The 20,014-nt window shown below is 39.8% G+C and carries 21 protein-coding genes; 10 read left to right on the top strand and 11 right to left on the bottom strand.

The genetic code is table 11. The features are described 5' to 3' along the window. Positions 1–324: 324 nt before the first annotated feature. The 3 genes from D3P12_RS04400 to D3P12_RS04390 all read right to left on the bottom strand — a co-directional run bounded on the left by D3P12_RS04400 (position 325) and on the right by D3P12_RS04390 (position 3,580). Entirely contained in the window at positions 325–1,620 is a 1,296-nt protein-coding gene (locus D3P12_RS04400) for a sugar MFS transporter (RefSeq protein ID WP_118193863.1), read from the bottom strand. Between the two features lie 237 nt (positions 1,621–1,857). Next, positions 1,858–2,364, bottom strand: coding sequence for a DinB family protein (locus D3P12_RS04395; protein WP_118193862.1), 507 nt, complete (start codon positions 2,362–2,364; stop codon positions 1,858–1,860). Beyond that, on the bottom strand, positions 2,345–3,580 hold the full coding sequence (locus D3P12_RS04390) for a sensor histidine kinase (protein WP_118193861.1): 1,236 nt from the start codon (positions 3,578–3,580) through the stop codon (positions 2,345–2,347). Before D3P12_RS04390 ends, D3P12_RS04395 begins: the two co-directional genes overlap by 20 nt. An 85-nt stretch (positions 3,581–3,665) precedes the next feature. Between D3P12_RS04390 and gltX the strand changes: the two genes are divergently transcribed. Both gltX and D3P12_RS04380 read left to right on the top strand, forming a co-directional pair. Continuing rightward, entirely contained in the window at positions 3,666–5,195 is a 1,530-nt protein-coding gene (gene gltX / locus D3P12_RS04385) for a glutamate--tRNA ligase (protein WP_118196962.1), read from the top strand. After that, positions 5,192–5,764: a nitroreductase family protein gene (locus tag D3P12_RS04380; RefSeq protein WP_118193860.1), complete on the top strand. Its 573-nt coding sequence runs from the start codon at positions 5,192–5,194 to the stop codon at positions 5,762–5,764. The genes gltX and D3P12_RS04380 overlap by 4 nt, the downstream gene beginning before the upstream one ends. A gap of 9 nt (positions 5,765–5,773) precedes the next feature. Here D3P12_RS04380 and D3P12_RS04375 read toward each other — a convergent pair whose 3' ends face one another. Genes D3P12_RS04375 through D3P12_RS04365 form a run of 3 tightly spaced genes read right to left on the bottom strand, consistent with a single transcriptional unit; the run spans position 5,774 to position 7,828 of the window. Further along, on the bottom strand, positions 5,774–6,412 hold the full coding sequence (locus D3P12_RS04375; RefSeq protein WP_118193859.1) for a peptidase associated/transthyretin-like domain-containing protein: 639 nt from the start codon (positions 6,410–6,412) through the stop codon (positions 5,774–5,776). A 46-nt stretch (positions 6,413–6,458) separates the two neighbouring features. Continuing rightward, positions 6,459–6,701: a NifU family protein gene (locus tag D3P12_RS04370; protein ID WP_118193858.1), complete on the bottom strand. Its 243-nt coding sequence runs from the start codon at positions 6,699–6,701 to the stop codon at positions 6,459–6,461. 53 nt (positions 6,702–6,754) lie between these two features. Next, a complete protein-coding gene (locus D3P12_RS04365; RefSeq protein WP_118193857.1) occupies positions 6,755–7,828 on the bottom strand; it encodes an Mrp/NBP35 family ATP-binding protein in 1,074 nt (357 codons plus the stop codon). Positions 7,829–7,957: 129 nt separating this feature from the next. Here D3P12_RS04365 and D3P12_RS04360 point away from each other — a divergent pair, with 129 nt between their 5' ends. Genes D3P12_RS04360 through D3P12_RS04345 form a run of 4 tightly spaced genes read left to right on the top strand, consistent with a single transcriptional unit; the run spans position 7,958 to position 12,290 of the window. Then, positions 7,958–10,027: a transglycosylase domain-containing protein gene (locus D3P12_RS04360; protein WP_245977385.1), complete on the top strand. Its 2,070-nt coding sequence runs from the start codon at positions 7,958–7,960 to the stop codon at positions 10,025–10,027. Between the two features lie 2 nt (positions 10,028–10,029). Beyond that, on the top strand, positions 10,030–10,566 hold the full coding sequence (hpt, locus tag D3P12_RS04355) for a hypoxanthine phosphoribosyltransferase (protein ID WP_118193856.1): 537 nt from the start codon (positions 10,030–10,032) through the stop codon (positions 10,564–10,566). A gap of 40 nt (positions 10,567–10,606) precedes the next feature. Further along, entirely contained in the window at positions 10,607–11,272 is a 666-nt protein-coding gene (locus tag D3P12_RS04350) for a phosphatidylserine decarboxylase family protein (RefSeq protein WP_118193855.1), read from the top strand. Further along, positions 11,262–12,290 (top strand): sensor histidine kinase, encoded by a 1,029-nt coding sequence (locus D3P12_RS04345; protein WP_118193854.1) that lies wholly within the window; start codon positions 11,262–11,264, stop codon positions 12,288–12,290. The genes D3P12_RS04350 and D3P12_RS04345 overlap by 11 nt, the downstream gene beginning before the upstream one ends. 1 nt (position 12,291) lies before the next feature. Here D3P12_RS04345 and D3P12_RS04340 read toward each other — a convergent pair whose 3' ends face one another. Together D3P12_RS04340 and D3P12_RS04335 are read right to left on the bottom strand one after the other, a co-directional pair. Then, on the bottom strand, positions 12,292–12,924 hold the full coding sequence (locus D3P12_RS04340; protein ID WP_118193853.1) for a hypothetical protein: 633 nt from the start codon (positions 12,922–12,924) through the stop codon (positions 12,292–12,294). Beyond that, positions 12,921–13,445 (bottom strand): RNA polymerase sigma factor, encoded by a 525-nt coding sequence (locus D3P12_RS04335; protein ID WP_118193852.1) that lies wholly within the window; start codon positions 13,443–13,445, stop codon positions 12,921–12,923. The genes D3P12_RS04340 and D3P12_RS04335 overlap by 4 nt, the downstream gene beginning before the upstream one ends. A 135-nt stretch (positions 13,446–13,580) precedes the next feature. Here D3P12_RS04335 and D3P12_RS04330 point away from each other — a divergent pair, with 135 nt between their 5' ends. Genes D3P12_RS04330 through pepT form a run of 4 tightly spaced genes read left to right on the top strand, consistent with a single transcriptional unit; the run spans position 13,581 to position 17,200 of the window. Next, entirely contained in the window at positions 13,581–14,075 is a 495-nt protein-coding gene (locus D3P12_RS04330; RefSeq protein ID WP_118193851.1) for a hypothetical protein, read from the top strand. Continuing rightward, positions 14,044–15,141 carry a Nif3-like dinuclear metal center hexameric protein gene (locus D3P12_RS04325; protein ID WP_118193850.1) on the top strand — a complete coding sequence of 366 codons (1,098 nt, stop codon included), beginning with the start codon at positions 14,044–14,046 and terminating at the stop codon, positions 15,139–15,141. Before D3P12_RS04330 ends, D3P12_RS04325 begins: the two co-directional genes overlap by 32 nt. Further along, entirely contained in the window at positions 15,141–15,884 is a 744-nt protein-coding gene (locus tag D3P12_RS04320) for a zinc ribbon domain-containing protein (RefSeq protein WP_118193849.1), read from the top strand. Before D3P12_RS04325 ends, D3P12_RS04320 begins: the two co-directional genes overlap by 1 nt. Positions 15,885–15,940: 56 nt before the next feature. After that, positions 15,941–17,200 carry a peptidase T gene (pepT, locus tag D3P12_RS04315; protein WP_118193848.1) on the top strand — a complete coding sequence of 420 codons (1,260 nt, stop codon included), beginning with the start codon at positions 15,941–15,943 and terminating at the stop codon, positions 17,198–17,200. Here pepT and D3P12_RS04310 read toward each other — a convergent pair. The 3 genes from D3P12_RS04310 to D3P12_RS04295 form a co-directional block, all read right to left on the bottom strand. Further along, a complete protein-coding gene (locus D3P12_RS04310; protein WP_118193847.1) occupies positions 17,197–17,859 on the bottom strand; it encodes a LytR/AlgR family response regulator transcription factor in 663 nt (220 codons plus the stop codon). The genes pepT and D3P12_RS04310 overlap by 4 nt on opposite strands. Positions 17,860–17,873: 14 nt before the next feature. Beyond that, positions 17,874–18,878 carry a sensor histidine kinase gene (locus tag D3P12_RS04305; protein WP_118193846.1) on the bottom strand — a complete coding sequence of 335 codons (1,005 nt, stop codon included), beginning with the start codon at positions 18,876–18,878 and terminating at the stop codon, positions 17,874–17,876. Between the two features lie 365 nt (positions 18,879–19,243). After that, positions 19,244–20,014 (bottom strand): succinate dehydrogenase/fumarate reductase iron-sulfur subunit, encoded by a 771-nt coding sequence (locus tag D3P12_RS04295; protein ID WP_205941057.1) that lies wholly within the window; start codon positions 20,012–20,014, stop codon positions 19,244–19,246.

The raw sequence follows: 20,014 nt of genomic DNA, 5'->3' as shown, positions 1-20,014 counted from the left end.
TTATTTTTGGAAAAACAAAGATAGAAAAAAACTTTGTCATGGGAAGATGATGAGACCGAACGAACCCAGTAGACCCTCGTTTAACTTATTTGCCAATTAATTTGCTATTTAATCCCTATTGACTCCCTATATTTTAATAAAAACAGGGATAAAACCGGATATCATTTGACATTATTTTCCTCGTGATTCCGAACAACAGCTTCAGGAGCTATGGCCCTTGTGATTAGCCTGGATTGTTCCAGTAAAAAAAATGCCCTCAGAAGTATTTCACGTTCTGAGGGCATCGTTCTTCGAAGACAGTTCTTCGGAAATGTCCGTCTTTAATTAGAATTTTATTTCTTTGTTCTTTTTTCCAACGTTATGGCCTGCTACAGCATAATACAAGATAAATAAGTAACACGGCACAGCGATCCAATATGCAGACTGTGGGTTCCAAGAGTCAGCTAATGCACCATATAACAGTGGAATTACGGCACCACCAGCGATACCCATTACCAATAAGGAGGATGCCGCTTTGGTAAAACGTCCAACACCGGCAAGCGCTAGAGGCCAGATTGCTGGCCACATCAACGAGTTGGCAAGACCTAATAGTGCAATGAAACCTACTGACACGAAGCCTTGTGTAAATATCGCCCCGAGTGTAAATAAAATGCCTAAGATTGCACATAAGCGAAGAGCATTCTCTTGTTTTATGTATCTAGGAATTGCAACGATACCAACTAAATAACCGACAACCATCGCCACCATTGTACCGGTAGTAAAGTATTTAGCGGTCCCTAATGCAATGCCTTGTGAAGCACCGTAACTGATAATCGAGTCGCCCGCGATTACCTCTACGCCAACATATAAGAAAAGTGTAATAACACCTAAGATGACATGAGGGAAGTCGAAAACGCTCTTTTTCCCTGAATTCGATGTTGCCACAGCTTCATCTTCTTCATCTGTATCAACTTCTGGCAAACCTGATTTATACACCCATATAGCAAGGAGTAAGAGTACAGCGATAATCCCAATATAAGGAGGTATCACACGTAGTGCCATTGCATCTAAGGCGGCAATACGATCGGCATCTGCCATGTGAGCGACATCGCTCTTTAACTGGTCAGCACTCTCTAAATGCAAGAATATCCCTAAAATAATCGGGGCTGCAGCACCTGCTAATTTATTACAGATCCCCATGATACTGATTCTTTTGGCTGCACTCTCAGGAGGGCCAACGATCGTAATATAAGGATTCGAAGCGGTTTGCAGAATTGCAAGCCCACTACCCATAATAAATAAGCCCAGCAAAAACAGACCATAGATCCTTGTCATTGCTGCTGGAATAAAAATAAGGGCACCCACCGCCATAACGATCAATGCCACAGACATACCGTTTTTGAAACCAAATTTATTCAGTACTCGGGTTGAGATAGGAGCCATCACCAAATAAGCAATATAGAAGGCGAAGGTTACAAAGAAGGATTGAAACTTGGTTAATTCACACGCAATCTCCAAATACGGAATAAGCAAGGAATTCAACCAGGTAACAAATCCGAAAATGAAAAACAATGCGCCGATAATGACAATCGGATTGATCGCTGGCTTAGGAGAATGACCAGATAAATTTTCTTGAACCATTAGATGACTTTTTACAGATTTAAAATTTTCAGATACAAGACTAATAAAATTAATCTGTTAAAAAAAGAAAAAAAGACTTAAGTAGAGCAAGTTGGTGTATAAATTAGAAACGCCCCGATTCACATCAGGGCGTTTCAAACCTAAACCTTATCACAAAACCAATTGGCTTTGACTGATACATCAGTAACAAACTCGTGATTTATAAGTTTTTTATTTTGAGTTTTTTTTCACAAGACGTCACAAATAGCGCTCTTGAATAATCAAGCGATGATGATTTAAATGTCCAGCGATCATATACATCAAAGCGCGAACGCTGACGAGTCGCCCCCCAGCCAGACCACTCCTTAACAAAGCATTTTCCTGAAAAGATTCAAACAGCACTAAATTTGTTTTACGAATCAGAATAAACTCTTCTGCGTAATGCTCAAGGCTAAACGAGTTAAAATAACCATTTTCAACGTAAACATCCTGATCAAAACCGGGAAGCTCTTTGGTGTCATTTCTGGCAAAACAAAGAGCACGATATGCCATAATTCGCTCGGTATCGAGTATGTGACCCACCACCTCCTTAACATTCCATTTGCCTTCTGCGTACGCATATTCCGACTTGCCAGCGGGAATACTTCGCAAAAAACTAGGGAATGTTTCCATCTGCTCTCTCAGTCTTTCCAAACAGTTATCCGTTACCGTATCAATATACCTAGACCATTCGGCAGGGAATTCATCAGATCTTAGCGGGTTCATAAATTAAGCTACTATTTAATATAATTCGAAATGTCGTCCCTTTACCAACTTCAGAATCTTTAATAAAAATGTGTCCTTTGTGGTAGTTTTCAACCATCCTTTTCGTTAATGATAAACCCAATCCCCATCCTCTTTTTCGTGTTGTATATCCTGGTTGAAAAACTGCATCAAACTGTGAACGGGGAATTCCTTTTCCTGTATCGCTAATGTCGATAAAAATCTGCTCTTTTGCAATATTTTCAATAATCTCTAACTCGATTTTACCGCTTGATTCTATGGCATTTGCAGCATTCTTCAGGATATTTTCCAGCACCCAGTCAAAGAGAGGAACGTTCAACATGGCTTCAACGTCTCGATCTCCTTTGACTTCAAATTCTATTTTTTGACTGATCCTAATTTTAAAATAATCAACAAAATTTTTCGCAACATCATAGAGATTATGTGGCTCCAATACTGGCTTGGAGCCTATTTTGGAAAATCGATCTGCTACGATCTCCAACCGTTTCACATCCGTTTCCATCTCTTCAATTAACGGATCTTTATCTGCATTGAATTTTGATTTAATCAATTCTACCCAAGCCATCAATGAGGAAATCGGCGTCCCGAGCTGATGAGCTGCTTCTTTTGCCATACCGAGCCAAACCTGATTTTGTTCTGATTTACGTATGGAATTAAACACGGTGTATGCAATAACCAAGAATACCGCAATTAAACTCAACTGTATATAGGGAAATATCCGTAGCTGAGTAAGCAACCTAGAGTCTTTGTAGTAAATATACCAAGACTCTCCATTATAAAGTTCAACGATAATCGGAGGGTGCTGTTCTTTCATAATCTCCAATTGATCGCGAAAATATTCAGGGTCATATTTGGGGACTGACATCCCCTCCATGATCATTTCGCTCTCGATATGAATATTTGTGCGGGCAGTGTCCAGCCCTTTCCAGTAAATAATACTGTCTTGAGAATCAGCTATAATCGCCGGCATGGAAAGGCTGTCACGAACCGCGTATATAAAGGTGGTAAATTCGTCGTTAATATCCGGCATATTGAAAATATTGCGGGTGCTCATAGCCCATACCTCCGCCTTAGTACGCTCCGCTTCTGACAAGTTCTTGACTAAATAATTTGTATAGAACAGGGATGTCGCGGCGATGAGTGCGGCGAAAAAAAGCAACGCAAACTTCCAACGCTGGTTATTTCTATATGGATTCATTGACAAACTTTTAGCCAAAATACATATTTATATGAAAAATTCGTGGATTCCGAAAATCCCACATGCAATTTTTTATCTTTGTACTATGAATGAAAATAGAAAAGTTAGGGTTCGTTTTGCGCCTAGTCCGACGGGCGGTTTACACTTAGGAGGAGTACGTACGGCTTTATTCAACTATCTCTTCGCTAAGAAAAATAACGGTGATTTCATATTACGAGTGGAAGATACAGATCAGAGTCGCTTTGTTGAGGGGGCAGAAGAGTACATCAACAATTGCCTGGCATGGTGTGGCATCCATCCTGATGAAAGCCCCTCAAAACCTGGTGAATTTGGCCCTTATCGGCAAAGTGAACGGAAAGAATCTTACAGAGCCTATGCTGAAAAGCTAGTTGACGCGGGAAAGGCTTACTATGCTTTTGATCTTCCGGAAGAGCTCGAAGAGGCTCGCACAAAAATGCCTAATTTCACCTATGGACATTCTACGAGAATGACAATGAAGAATTCCTTGAGTCTGCCAGAGTCTGAAGTGCGGGAATTACTGGATAAAGGAACGCCCCATGTGATACGAATCAAAATGCCTACTGATGAGACTATCCAGTTTGAGGATATGATTCGTGGATCAGTTGTATTTGACACTAATCTGGTGGATGACAAAGTATTATTAAAGGCCGACAATATGCCCACCTACCATCTTGCCGTCGTAGTGGATGATTACCAAATGAAGATCAGTCACATTTTTCGTGGTGAGGAATGGTTGCCTTCAGCGCCAGTTCATATTTTATTATGGGAATATTTAGGCTGGAAAAATGAGATGCCAGAATGGGCACATCTGCCACTGATTTTGAAGCCGGATGGTCATGGTAAACTCAGTAAACGAGATGGTGATCGACTCGGCTTCCCGGTTTTTGCGATGGATTGGAAAGACCCAAAATCTGGTGATATTACAAAAGGTTTCAGAGAACTAGGCTTTCTGCCGCAAGCATTTGTTAATATGCTCGCTTTATTAGGTTGGAACGACGGAACAGATCAAGAGCTTTTCTCCTTAGCTGAGCTTATTGAGAAATTTTCTTTGGAACGTATTAATAATTCGGGCGCTAAATTCGACTTTGAGAAAGCGAAATGGTATAACCATGAATGGATACAGAAGCTTTCGATTGAAGAAATCGCAGAATATATCCGTCCATTAATGGCCAACCATCAACCTAATATTGACGCTAAATATCTGGAAAGTGTTCTTGCTTTAACTAGAGAACGACTGACACTGCTAACTGACTTTTGGAGCAATGCGAGCTTCTTCTTTCAAGAACCAACCAGCTATGATCTGGACACAATATTGAAGCGATGGAACGATGAGAAGACAGCTTTCTTCACAGATATCGGAGAAAGGCTGGAAGCGTTTGAGCCGTGGCATTCAGAGGAGCTTGAAAGCTTTTATAAACTGGCGATTCAAGCTTCGGGCATGAAGATGGGTGAGCTTATGTTGCCTTTACGTATTATGTTGGTAGGAGGCAAGTTTGGACCGCACGTTTTCGATATTGCTGCAACGCTGGGCAAAGCGGAAACCATTAGTCGTATTCGTAAAGGCTTGGACGCTATTATATCTGAAAAAGCATGACCAATGTAGAAAAGGAAATTCTGGAATTAATTAAGACGAAGCGAAGTATATTTCCGGCAAGCTATCAAAATAAAACCATTGAGAAAGCACTGATTGAAGAGATACTCGCGTGTGCCGATCAAGCACCTAATCACAAGCTTACCGAGCCTTGGCGCTTTGTAGTTTTTACCGATAAAGGGCTTGACAGATTAGCCAATGAGCTTGCTAGTCAATACGAGTCGACAACAACTCCGGACACCTATTTAGAGAAAAAAAGTAAATCTATTCAAAAAAAAGTTTTGCAATCGGGCGCGGTCATCGCAATCTGTTTACATGAAAGCGGCAAGATACCCCGATGGGAAGAAATAGCTGCTGTTGCTTCGGCTGTCCAGAACATGTCAATTGCCGCATCTGCACTAGGGATTGGTTCATATTGGAGCTCTACAGCACTCATAAATAACCTATCAAGCTTCCTCAAATTAGAGAATAATGAGAGTTGTATCGGGCTGTTTTATATGGGTTATCATGATGACGACCGAAAATATGGAAAACGCAACCCGTTAGAGAGTAAAGTACGATGGGAAGGCTAAGACAACTAGCTACTTTTTGCTGCCCTTAGATATTTGATCAATGAATTTTGCCCACGCAAAAGGATTCAGGAGCGGGTTCGCATATCGCTGATTAATATTTCGATTAGTCATATTCTGATGACTACTGATTGCCTGATAATTCTGCAGCTCATTCGCACTTAGGGGTGCTTCACGTGCCATGGCGACCAAACTCTCTCGACTTAGATTCCTTTTAGCCAACAAATAGTCATCATCTGCAACGTCAAGAGCTAAAAAAGCTTGGTTAAACTCTTCGACACTTGCCCATGGTAAAACAACTACAACCGGGAGGGCAGTCACGCTAGCCTCCATTTTTACGATACCACTATGTCGGTTATTCTCTGACTCAGGGATCACTACCTGCGTTGTCTTATATCCTATTGCGGTAAATTCAATTGTATCCTTCTCGTGTGCTACAAAAGAGAAATAGCCTTGATGATTGGATGCAAAAAATTGATCTCGATAGGAAATATTCCGAATTGTAACATAGGGTACTACGACATTCGAGTCTACATTTTGTATGATCCCAGTAAATTGCACAAGCTTCTTGGTCGGCTCCTCTTGGGCATGGGCGCCCAAACTAAACGCGACGATGATAAGAACAAAAACTGTTTTCAAACAAAATTTCATAATCACAAATCTACCACATTCTGAAAACTAGCAGGGTTAAATAATGTTAAATCGCGGTTAGATTAATCGCCTCTACACCGCTAACCTCTGGCACGGCCTTTTTGATAGCTTGCTCTAACCCTGCTTTGAATGTCATAATACTCATAGAACAGGAAGCACATGATCCAAGAAGTTTTAAGATCACCACATTCTCTGGAGTAATTTCCTCAATAACAACATTACCACCATCAGCTTCAAGAAAAGGACGCATGGTATCTAACGCCTGTTCTACTTTATCCTTCAAATTCATAATTCTATGTTTCTAAATGTAAAGTTACTAAAATTATCACTCCGATAAAAAGTTTACACCGTCTGCAACGTTGACTCACTGATGATAGAAAGTTGCTGTGCTACCTTCTGAGCGATTTCAGAGAAAGCTTTACTAATGATCGTATCTTCATCCAAAACAGCTGGCATGCCACTATCACCAGCATCACTGATGCTTTTAACAAGTGGGATTTCCCCTATTAAAGGAACATCATATTTTTGGGCAAGCATTTTACCGCCACCCTTGCCAAATATATAATATTTATTATCAGGAAGTTCAGCAGGTGTAAAATAGGCCATATTCTCAACTACACCGATAAGTGGAATGTTGATGGCATCCATCAAAAACATACCGATACCTTTGGATGCATCTGCAGTAGCAACGAGTTGTGGCGTCGAAACCACGAGCGCACCTGTAACCGGATAGCTCTGAGCAATTGTAATGTGAATATCTCCGGTACCAGGAGGAAGATCGACGATCAAGTAATCTAGTTCGCCCCATTCGGCATCATTAAAGAGTTGCTTAACAGCTGAACTCGCCATGGGGCCGCGCCATGGCACAGGCTGATTAGGGTCCGTAAAGAAACCAATAGACAACAACTTAAGACCAAACTTCTCTATCGGCAAAATTTTTGATTTACCATCAGCACCGGTTGTGCCTTGTGGTTTTGCACCTTCAAGACCAAACATTATTGGCAAAGACGGCCCATAAATATCAGCATCGAGTAAGCCAGTTTTCGCTCCCTGCATGCTTAACGCCAGCGCTAAATTGCTTGCTACGGTCGATTTTCCAACCCCTCCTTTTCCTGATGACACCAAAACGATGTGCTTAATATTGGGAAGTTGTGAGTTTTTCGGAGCAAGCACTTTGGAAGTCATATTGATATCCACTTCAATATCTTTCGAAACAAAATGAGCAATCGCATTCCGGCACGCGTTCTCCAAATGATCTTTCATCGGACATGCGGGTGTGGTCAATACTACGCTAAAACTTAATTTATTGGGTTCTATTTTTATATCTTTGATCATATTGAGCGTAACCAAATCCTTCTTGAAATCAGGATCTTCGACATAGCTCAAAGCTTTTAAAACTTGTTCTTCTGTTATCATCGTCACACATTATTTTAATTATTTTCAAATTTAAGAAATAAGCTATACAAACTTGAAAAACAGAGGATTTTATAGATATTTACGGGAAGTTTAGACATTAAAACTACAATTCAACATAAACGAACAAACTTGGAGAAGATCCGTGCATTCCTAAAATCGATACCCAAGCGGTATTATATAATTGCTGCGAGTATTACCGGCGCGCTGCTCGTGCTATTTACAATTGTGGCGATTATCGCTGTCAACAAAAGAGAACCCTTGTTAAAGAGTGCGATCGAACGAGCAAAAGCCAAGGCCTTAGAGGACTACCAAATTAAACTTGATATTGAAGACGCCTACTTCTCCGGACTGAAAGAAGTAACTTTCGAAGACATTTCTGCCACTCCGCTGGACGCGGATACGTTGGCGAAAATTGAACTGTTGCGGGTTAGTGTCAAGTTGTTTCCCTTGCTCAGCGGAACAGTGAAACTCGCTAACATGGATATGGAAAACGCCAGTATCACCTTCATCAAAAAAGACAGCGTTACGAGTAATTATGACTTCTTTTTTCGGGAAGATCAAGTCGATACGGCCACCGTTGTGCCTGAAACCGAAAAAGAACCGATTCACCTGGGCAAGCTTGTCAACCGGGTTATCCATCAGGTTCTCTATAAGATTCCCGAAAATATGGACTTAGAAAACTTTGACGTTTCTTACAAAGATGATAGTCTGTTTCACAGGGTAACGGTTCCTCGGGCTAATATCGACAACGGGAACCTGGAATCGACAATTTTAATTAATTCCGACAAGGCTACCTGGCATCTTGATGGGGATCTCAATCCGGGTCGGAACAAGTTATTCTTCCGCTTGTATGCAGAAGACGGAAAAGTCGAACTTCCTCTCCTCCAGGATAAATATGGTTTGCTTGTAAATTTCGATACGGTAGAGGCTGAACTTCAGGATGTCAAATGGAAGAACAGCGATGACCTGCAAATTTCGGTAAGTGGACGACTTGGCAATTTCCTGATAAACCATTGGCGCATTGCATCCAACGACGTCATCATTCCGCAAGCCTTCGCTCAAGCAGAATTCATTATTGGTAAGGACTTTATAGAGTTAGACAAAGGATCGGAAGTTCAGTTGGCTAAAATAACAGCTCACCCTTATGCGAAGCTGACCCTGCAACCGCATAAAATCTATAATTTAGGAGTAGATATACCTGAAATGGATGCTCAAGAGGCCTTTGATTCATTTCCTACCGGGCTCTTTGAATCGCTCGAAGGGATCAAGGTTTCTGGAAAAATGAAATATAGTTTTGATCTGCATCTGGATTCACAGAATCCTGACAGCGTGCAACTGCACTCGGCGATTGAAGAAGACGGTTTCAAGATCAACTCTTATGGAAAGACTGATCTATCGAAAATCAACTCGACTTTCACCTATCAGCCTTACGAAGAAGACGGTCCTGTCCGGAATATTATTGTTGGTCCTGAAAACCCGAACTTTACCCCTCTAAACCAGATATCCCCGACGTTACGCAATGCCGTTCTAACTGCAGAGGATCCAACATTCTTTCAACATGAGGGTTTCGTGGAAAAATCAATCAAAGCATCAATTGCTACTAATTTTAAGGAAAAAGCATTCACCCGTGGCGGCAGTACAATTTCGATGCAACTGGTTAAAAATGTTTTTCTGGACAGGGAAAAGACCTTAGCGAGAAAAGTTGAGGAAATGCTTATTGTGTGGCTAATCGAACATAACGATATTGTGAGCAAAGAAAGAATGTATGAGGTATATCTGAACGTCATCGAGTGGGGAAAAGATGTTTATGGGATTTCGGAGGCTTCACGTCATTATTTTCTAAAAGATCAATCTCAATTGACTGTCGGTGAGAGCATTTTCTTGGCGAGCATCGTCCCCAGCCCCAAAAGAGGTTTGTCGCGCTTTACAAGTTACGGTGGTCTGCAACCTTATCTGACCGGATACTTCCGGCTAATCGGTACGCTGATGGCTAACTCTGGTTATATCCCGAGAGATTCGACGCGAAGTTATGGTTTTTACTCTGTGAGCTTACGAAATGCTGTCCTCCCTTCAAGAGAACCGGAGCCGGACAGCACAATGCAGGACACTGATCAAGACCGGATTGATTTGGAAAGAGAGGTCGATGAGGCCCAACGGCTACTTGAACAGCTTTTTGGTAAGGAAATTGAAGATCAATAAGCATGAAATTACAAATCGATAAAAAGGAATTTGGTCTCATGATCGAGCATGATCAGGTGAAGAAGCGGATCAGACTGATCGGCACACAAATCAATGTGTCATACGAAAAACAGGTTCCTGTTTTTATCGGTGTTTTAAACGGTTGCTTTCTTTTCATGGCTGACCTGATGAAAGAAATTGATATCGCTGCTGAGACCTGCTTTATTAAACTAGCTTCCTATCAAGGTGATCAGCAGCAAGGGGAAATAAAAGAAATCATCGGGTTGTGCGTCGATATTAAAGACCGGGATGTAATTATTGTTGAAGATATTATTGATACAGGGAATACACTGCATTATCTGTTAGAAAAAATTAAGGAACACAAACCCGCATCTGTAGCGATCTGCTCCTTGTTGCTTAAGCCTGCAAAACTACAGCACACTTTCCCCAACCTGGCGTTCGTTGGCTTTGAAATCCCCGACGAGTTTGTTGTCGGTTATGGCATGGACTATAACGGTCTCGGAAGGAACTTAAAAGATATCTATAAAGCGTGTGACTAAATAAGGCTTTATAGTTATATTTGCTGAAAATATACACATCATGACTATTCATAAGGAAGGATATACCTCAATTGCCCTCGGAGTCTTATTTGTTTTTGTCCTCAATGCAATCACTCACTACTATGCTTCTGAAAATCAACTTCTAACTTGGGCCGTGTATATTTTATCAGCCTTTGTACTGATCGCGCTTTTACAATTCTTCCGGAGTCCGAAGCGGACGATAACTCAAGATGAGAAAATTATTTTATGTCCGGCAGATGGAAAAGTTGTTGTTATTGAAGAAACAGAGGAAACGGAATATTTTCAGGATAGAAGGCTGCAAATATCGATTTTCATGTCGCCAATAAATGTCCATATCAACAGGAATCCGGTGAGCGGTATCGTAAAATACTTTAAATATCATCCAGGCAAATATTTAATGGCTTGGAACCCAAAATCCTCGACGCTTAATGAACGTACAACAACTGTTGTAGAAACAGATGGCATCGAAATCCTGTTCCGGCAAATTGCAGGAGCAATGGCCAGGCGAATCGTATGGTATGTAAAAGAGGGACAGACAGTCGACCAAGGTACAGAGTTTGGCTTTATTAAATTTGGGTCGCGTGTTGATGTTTTCCTTCCGATTGGAAGCAAAGTGGCTGTAAAACTGGGTGACAAAGTTAAAGGAGGAATTACAGTGCTAGGTGAAATAAACAATGAAGTTTAGATCTTTAATTTTTCTAAATGCTATACTGGTTGCATCTGCAATTGCTCTAGTTAGTTTCCTTCTTCGACTTGAACTAGCGGAGATTATTGTAATTTTTGTCAGCGCAGCGATAATTAGTTTCGTTATTTTTTACATATTGATGGAGCGCTATGTTTATAGTAAAATAAAAATAATCTATAAACTTATCCATAACCTCAAGCTAGGAAAAGATATAAAAGAAACCTTGGCAGAACATGTAAGTTCGGATCCCATCGGCGATGTTCAGAAAGAAGTTCGAGAATGGGCAAGGGACAAGAAGAAAGAAATTGATGCGCTAAAAAGTCAGGAAAAATACCGACGTGAATTTTTGTCAAATATCTCCCATGAATTCAAGACTCCGCTTTTTGCTATTCAAGGTTATATTGATGCTCTACAGGATGGCTTGATTGAGGAAGACACTAACCTCGCCAATAAGTTTTTAGATAAAGCAACTAATAATCTGGACAGATTAAGTTACCTGATTAAAGACATTGACGAAATATCTAAATTAGAAAGTGGCGAACTTTCGATAAACTTCCAGCAATTTGATCTTTCTATTTTAATTCACGAGGTAATTGAATCATTAGAATTAAAAGCTCAAAAGCATAAAATCAAACTCCACTTCAACGATAAGCCCAAAATACAGTCGATGGTTAATGCTGATCGTGAAAAAGTGAGACAGGTACTGGCAAACCTTCTTTCTAATTCGATAAAATATGGAAAGGAAAACGGCGAAACAGAAATCACCCTCTTCGAACTCCACGATCAAGTATTAATTGAAATCTCAGATGACGGAATAGGCATAGACGAAGAAAATCTCCCAAGGATATTTGAAAGGTTTTATCGAACCGAAAAAAGTAGAGCGCGAGATATTGGCGGCTCGGGTTTAGGTCTATCCATTGTCAAACATATCCTGGAGGCACACCAACAAACCATTTCAGTGCAAAGTAAAGAAGGTATCGGAAGCACATTTAGCTTTACGCTAGGAAAGAAGAGATAGATTAAAACTGCAACTCGATTGTCCCCGAGCTTCCATCCCAGCCTGGTCCTTTTTCCAGCATTTTCTCGATGGTATCAATAAGTTGTTCATCATGACTCGAAACAAACCGAATATTGATCGGCCGAGTATCCTTAACGTCAAAATGAACGGTAACATGTTCACCTGTCGGAATAGCAACGGTTGATATAGACACATGATCCCTAAAAGCATCCCATCCTACTTTCGGAAATAGGTTTCCTTCAACTAAATTTATCGTAACCTTTTCCTGAACACTAACTGCCGTCGCTTGTTGTTTAGTAACATCTTCCCGATTTGTGGCGGGGTTTCTCATCATCCAGAACAGCACGCCGATAACGATGAATAAAAGTCCAGCAATGCTTGCGATAGTTAATCTCTGCCAGGTAAAATAGTTTCTATTTTTGATCTCTTGATGGTTTTCAATCCGAGCAGCAAAACGCTTCTGCAGTAAACTCAACTGTCTATGGTCAACCGTATCCGCAGAACGATACCCATCAATAGCATCTTGTAACAGATTGTCATTTAAAGCTGCACGTTCGAGATCATGCATCTCATCAGGACTTAGTTTTCCTTCTAGATACTGTTGAATATATAATATATCGTAGTGTTGACTCATATATCTTTATCCATGCAAATTTTTAAATTCCGTCTCCCGTTCTGTATATTGCTTTTTACTTGTTTCATCGAATACCCCGTCTTGTCTGCGATGTCTTTATAGCATTTCTGCTCTAGATAGAATAACTTCACACAAACCCTTTGTTCTTCTTTCAATTGCTCTATACATGATTCCATTTTCGATAAATTCTGCTCACGCATACCCTCGCTATCATCAAGATGCGGATATTCGACATTTTCCATAAAAGTTTCTTCTAAAGAAACGGTCTGGTTTTTATCTTCTTTACGTAGCTCCATCAGGCAATGATTTCGAGCCACCGTGTAAAGCCATCCCTTAAAATTATCGACTCTGTGAACACGAAGTTTTTTAATCAGTTCTTCAAAAATCTGCATAACTGCATCTTCACTTTTAACCGGGTCCTTTAAATATTTAAGGCATAATCCGTAGATTAAGTACATATAGGGTTCATAAAGTCGCCCGAGAACCTCCAAATCACCGGTTCGATAGAAATTCTCCAGCATCGCGGTTTCATCTTGTATATATTGTTTGGAGCGTCTGATAGTTCGATACCTTAGTTATCCCAATAATAATCATTTTATTGTTAACAATTTTCATATTAAATTCATAGTTGACAATTTTCCCGTATTTTCGTGCTGATGGAATATAATGGCATAACTCTGACAGAGGACATGGTGTGGGCAGCAACGATTATCTCAATAGTCAGTTTAATTATACGTGCATTTTATTGCCTAACGTTAAGCAGAACCCTGAAAACGGTTGCCGAAGAAAACCGCCACTTAAAGCCTTGGATGGTTTGGATGGCTCTGGTGCCAATCGTAAGTCTTTATTGGAACTTCATCATTGCAAATCGGATGGCTGACTCTTTAACTAATGAATTTTATGATCGGAAAATAGCAGAAGAGGAAAATCCGGGTCGATTATTCGGACTTTCATATGCTATATTCGTTGTTATTGCCAGTTTTCCCCTCATTCCGAGTATATCTTTTGTAGCCGGTATTTTTGCATTGTATTATTTCATTCGCTACTGGGTTAAGATCGATTATTTTAGAATATTAATTATTGAACACCAGCGATTTGTAGATAAAAACAATAAACAAGATGAAATTAGTAGAAATAACGAAATATCTTGAGTCATTAGCTCCACTTCATCTACAAGAGGATTATGACAATTCTGGCCTCATTGTAGGCAACCCCCAAGACGAGATCACAGGTGCGCTCGTGGCACTCGACTGTACCGAAAGAATTGTGGATGAAGCTATCGAACACCACTGCAATCTCATTATTACTCATCATCCCATTGTGTTTCGAGGACTAAAGCGATTCAATGACTCAACTTATGTAGAACGCGTCGTAGCGAAAGCCATCCGGCATCGTATTGCTTTATATGCGGCTCATACCAACTTAGATAATATCCGTGGTGGTGTAAATGCTAAAATCATGGAGCGCCTGGGGATACAAAATCCAGCTATGTTATCGCCGAAAGGAAATGTTTTAAAAAAACTCAAGGTTTTCGTTCCAATAAGCCATTCTGAGGTTGTTAAAAATGCTCTATTTGCTGCTGGTGCCGGCAATATTAGTAATTACTCGGAATGTAGCTTCAGCAGTTCCGGAACCGGAACTTTCTTGCCGAACGAATATGCATTACCGACCATTGGCGAGGCTGGCCGAAGAGAAAACGTACAAGAACTAGCCATAGAGGTCATTTATCCCTATTATAAAGAAAGGAATATTCTAATAGCAATGTATGAGAGTCACCCGTATGAAGAGGTAGCCTACGACATTTATTCACTCGACAACAGCTACCAGGAGGTGGGAGCTGGCATGATTGGAAACCTAGCAGAACCTCAACCGAAAGAAACCTTTCTGTCTTTTTTAAAAGAGCAAATGAATGTACAGGTCATTCGGCACGCGGGACACAAGACTAATAACATCCAACGGGTAGCTGTATGTGGAGGTGCAGGCAGTTTCCTTCTAAAAAACGCGATCAGAGCAGGTGCGGATGTGTTCATATCCTCTGATTTTAAATATCATGAGTTCTTCGATGCTGAAGATAAAATCATGATTGCAGATATCGGACATTTTGAAAGCGAGCAGTTTACGCAAGATTTATTGTTAGAAGTAATACGAAAAAAATTTCCTAACTTTGCAATCCAAATTACTAAAGAAAGCACAAACCCAATAAAATATTACTTTTAATGGAAAAAACTGTAGAGCAGAAATTACAAGCATTGTGGAACCTGCAAACAATTCATACACAAATAGATAAAATTCATCAGGTACGCGGAGAACTTCCAATTGAGGTAGCAGATCTTGAGGACGAAGTCGCTGGACTTGAAACTCGGATTGAAAAGATCAGAACCGATCTTGACGCATCTGAAGACTCTATCGTTAATCGTAAAAATTTAATTAAGGACGCGCAAGCGGCGATTAAGAAATATGAAACCCAGTTGAATGAAGTAAAAAACAATCGTGAATACGACGCGATAGCTAAAGAGATCGAAATACAGGGTCTTGAGATCCAAGTTCTTGAAAAGAAAATTCGTGAAACTGAATTCGAAATCAGCAATAAAACTAGCAAGTACGAAAAGGCACAGGAAGATCTAGAAGAACGTCAGAAAGATCTTGCTGCAAAACGAGAAGAACTTAATAATATTACTGGAGAGACTGAGAAGGACGAGAAAGTGTTGCTTTCCAAAGCCGAGAAAGCTGAAAAGAAAATAGACGAGCGTCTATTGATAGCCTACAATCGGTTAAGAAAAAATGCTAAAAATGGCTTAGCTGTAGTAACTATTGATCGCGATTCTTGCTCCGGTTGTTTTAACCAAATCCCACCTCAAAGACAGTTAGATATTCGTCAACGAAAAAAAATAATCGTGTGCGAACATTGTGGTCGCATTCTCGTAGACGAGGAATTCACTACAGAAGACGCAACAGCATAAGAAAAAGCCCACATAAAACTGTGGGCTTTTTCTTATAAAAATATTTTTCTATCGACATGAGCTTACAAATTCAGGAGCATGAATTTCAAGTAACAGAGAAATTCATGCAATACGTACAGATTGACACCCAGTCTGATCCAAATTCGAAAAGTTTTCCTTCTACAGATAAACAGAAAAACCTTGCGAACCTACTTGTCGAACAACTAACTGAGCTTGGTATCAAGGATGCACACGTAGACAAGCATGGGTATGTTTTTGCTACGGTTCCATCAAATACGGACAAAGATGTCCCTGTTATTTGTTTTTGTGCCCACATGGACACTTCACCAGATTGTAGTGGAACAAATGTACAGCCCATCATTCACCATAACTATCAAGGGCAAGACCTTGTCTTGCCCGACGATGAGACACAAGTCCTGACACCTCAAAACCATCCAGATCTTGCTAAACAATATGGCAATGATATTATTACTGCTAGTGGAACAACGCTACTAGGGGCAGACAATAAAGCCGGCGTTGCTGAAATCATGGATGCAGTGCAACTTCTATTGAAACATCAGGAAATTAAACATGGAGATATTCGCATTTTATTCACACCTGATGAAGAAATAGGCAGAGGCGTTGAAATGTTGGACATGGAAAAGTTAGGTGCCGATTATGGTTATACTGTGGATGGTGAGACCTTGGGGTCTATCGAAGACGAGACTTTTTCTGCTGATGGAGCGCGTATTGTGATTAACGGCAATAGCATTCATCCGGGATTTGCAAAAGGGAAGATGATAAACGCGATAAAAGTAGCAAGTGAGCTGATTTCCAACTTACCAAAAGACCGACTTTCACCTGAGACGACATCTGATAAAGAAGGGTTTATCCATCCAGTTTCCATATCAGGAACTGTCGAGCAAGCCACGATCGATTTAATTATACGCGATTTCGATGATGAATTATTGAAAAAACATAGCGAAGAATTAAGAAGGATCACAAAAGAAACCGTTTCGCAATTTCCTGGCTGTACCTTTGAAATAAGCATACATGAACAATACCGTAATATGAAAAACATCTTGCAAAACCACCCGCAGGTGACAGAAATCGGTGTTGAAGCTATGAAACGATTAAACATAAACCCTATCTTACGCAGTATCCGTGGCGGAACCGATGGTTCTCGACTTTCGTTTATGGGCCTGCCTTGCCCTAATATATTTGCTGGAGAACATGCTTTCCATGGCAAACAGGAGTGGGTTTCAGTGCAAGATATGCAAAAAGCAGTTTTAACAATCATAATGATCGCAAAGCTGTGGGAAGAGAGATCTAATTAAGAGCTTTTTTGTTCGATCTTTTTAAAAAATGAATCACGATAGGTATCACCAATAGGGATCTGCTTTTCACCAATATTAATCTTCCCTTTCTCTATCGAGTCTATTTTATCCAAAGAAACGATATAAGACTTATGAACTCTGACAAAACGTTTGTCAGGAAGTAACGAATCTATTTTTTTTAAATTTTGCAATGTTATAATCCGTTCGTCACCAATATAGATAGAAATATAATCCTTTAAACCCTCAATATAAAGGACTTCATTTAAATCCACCTTTTGCATCTTATGCTCTACTTTAACAAAGAGTATATTCTGAACATTTAACACTTTTTCAATTGCCTTTTTAAAACGTTCAAAAGCAAACGGTTTCAAAAGGTAATCGACTACATTAAGATTGTATCCATCCAATGCATATTCAGGATACGCAGTGGTCAAAATCACTTCGCATTCACCATTCATCCTCTTAAGAAAATCGATACCAGAAAGTTCAGGCATCTGAATATCTAGGAACAAAAGATCAACTTCGCCCCTTTGAACCATTTGCAGGCCTTTTAACGGATCTGTCAAACAATCCAAAAGTACGAGTTCGGGAACTCGTTTAATATAATCACACAAAATATCTAACGCCAGCGGTTCATCATCGATTACAAGACAACGCATTTTGTTAAGTTTTTTTATAAATATAAAAATAATTCACTGCTATAAAACAGTTCTTTATCATCAACCATCAGACTATACTGATTAGGATATCCCAACTCCAAACGTCTCTTTAGATTCTCGAGCCCGATTCCACTCACCTGATCTTTATTCAATTTGTTTTTGAAATTAGACACTTTAAAGTGAAGTCTATTATTCACCACCTCTATCAAAATTCGAATTGGATATTCTTTATTGGTAACGACTCCATGCTTAAATGCGTTTTCCAGGAAGGAAATAAGAAGGAGAGGCATTATCCTAAGTTCCATATTTTCAATATCGATTTTATAATCGATAGCAATCTCCTCCTTAAATCGTAGCTGCTGGAGGGATATGTAGTTCTCCATATAAGCGATTTCATCCTTTAATTGCACCCTATCGTCGTCACTCTCTTGCAACATATAACGCATAATGCCTGAAAGCTTTAGAATAGCTTCTGGAGCTTTATCTGACTTATGATAGGTTAACGAATAAATATTATTAAGTGAATTAAACAGAAAGTGCGGATTAATTTGAGATTTTAGAAAAGACAATTCAGCCGCTAATTTTTCATTCTCCAACATTCTCTTCTCCCTCTCCTGAATAAAAAAATTATGCGTTAAGCGTAAACAGAAACTTAATAAGACAAAGAACAAGCTAACAAGTCCCGCAGACCATAAATACTGAGTATCTGTATATCGTTTATTATAATTCTCACCATAGTACATAACATCCGATTCATAAATCAATGCCACTCCATACTTTATGAGTACGGATACTACGATGATTACCAGTAATCTGTAAGAACCTTTATAATATCTTTTCTTACTTAAAATAAACGGCGTAACAAAGAAATAGCTCAAATAAAATATCGAAATATTCAGTAGCCCGTAACCAAAAATCACTAATTCACCCGCCTTATGCGACGTAACCAAATAAAAAACGAACAGCAACAGCAGCCAAATAATGGTCTGAATAATGAAGGAGTTTCGTTGATTCATCATGCATTTTTCATAAATATCTATAAAATCAGCCAGTTCGTCTATTAAATTTTATATTATCAGAGCCTTATTGTTTATTTGTATCATCCAATATAGGACAGAATAACAGCATTCCCATTATGAAACGGTCTTTTTTTAATATATCCCCGTACTTGCTTTTGTTAGTACCGATCTTTTTGGCTTTAGCCTTAATACTTATAAACTCAGACACCAATATGATTGCTGAAGAAGGATCAATTAGTGCTTCGTTCATTCAAATTCCAAGCGTCAATATAATTCAGGTTGTCAGCAGTATATTCTAATAGTTTTACTAAATAAAAAAGCTTCGGAAATCCGAAGCTTTTTTATTTAGTAAAAGATATGATCCTTTAATGGATTTCTTCTTCTTTCGTAATCTTAGCACGAAGGTATTCCCGATTGAGACGGGCAATGTTTGTAAGTTTAATCCCTACCGGACATTCTATCTCACAGGCTCCCGTATTTGTACAAGAACCAAAGCCTTCAGCGTCCATTTGATCCACCATAGCCTGAGCTCTTTCAACACGTTCTGCTTGACCTTGAGGAAGAAGGGCGAACTGCGATACCTTGGCGGAAACAAATAACATCGCTGATGAATTTTTACAAGCCGCCACGCAGGCTCCACAACCAATACATGTAGCAGAATTAAATGCCTCATCAGCCTTAACCTTTGGTATCGGGTGAACATTTCCATCGACGATGGCTCCTGTGTTTACTGAAACAAAGCCCCCTGCTTGTTGAATACGATCGAATGCTGTACGATCGACAGCCAAGTCTTTGAGAACTGGAAAAGCTGCTGCTCTCCAAGGTTCAATTACAATCGTTTGCCCGTCATGAAAGCTTCGCATATGTAATTGACAAGTCGTAATACCCTCTTTTGGTCCATGAGGTCGACCATTAATATACAAGGAACACATACCACAGATACCCTCGCGGCAATCGTGATCAAAATAAATCGGGTCTTCACCCTTTCTTGTTATTTCTTCGTTGACAACATCGAGCATTTCCAAGAATGACATGTCGTCTGATATATTTTTCGCTTCATATGTATGAAACTTACCTCGAGTATTCTCGTCTTTTTGACGCCATACCTTTAGCGTCAGATTCATTGTTGCACTCAT

The organism is Pedobacter indicus (assembly GCF_003449035.1).
GTDB lineage: Bacteria > Bacteroidota > Bacteroidia > Sphingobacteriales > Sphingobacteriaceae > Albibacterium > Albibacterium indicum.
The sequence above is the reverse complement of the archived record's forward strand: the minus strand, read 5'-3'. Positions and strand labels throughout refer to the sequence as shown.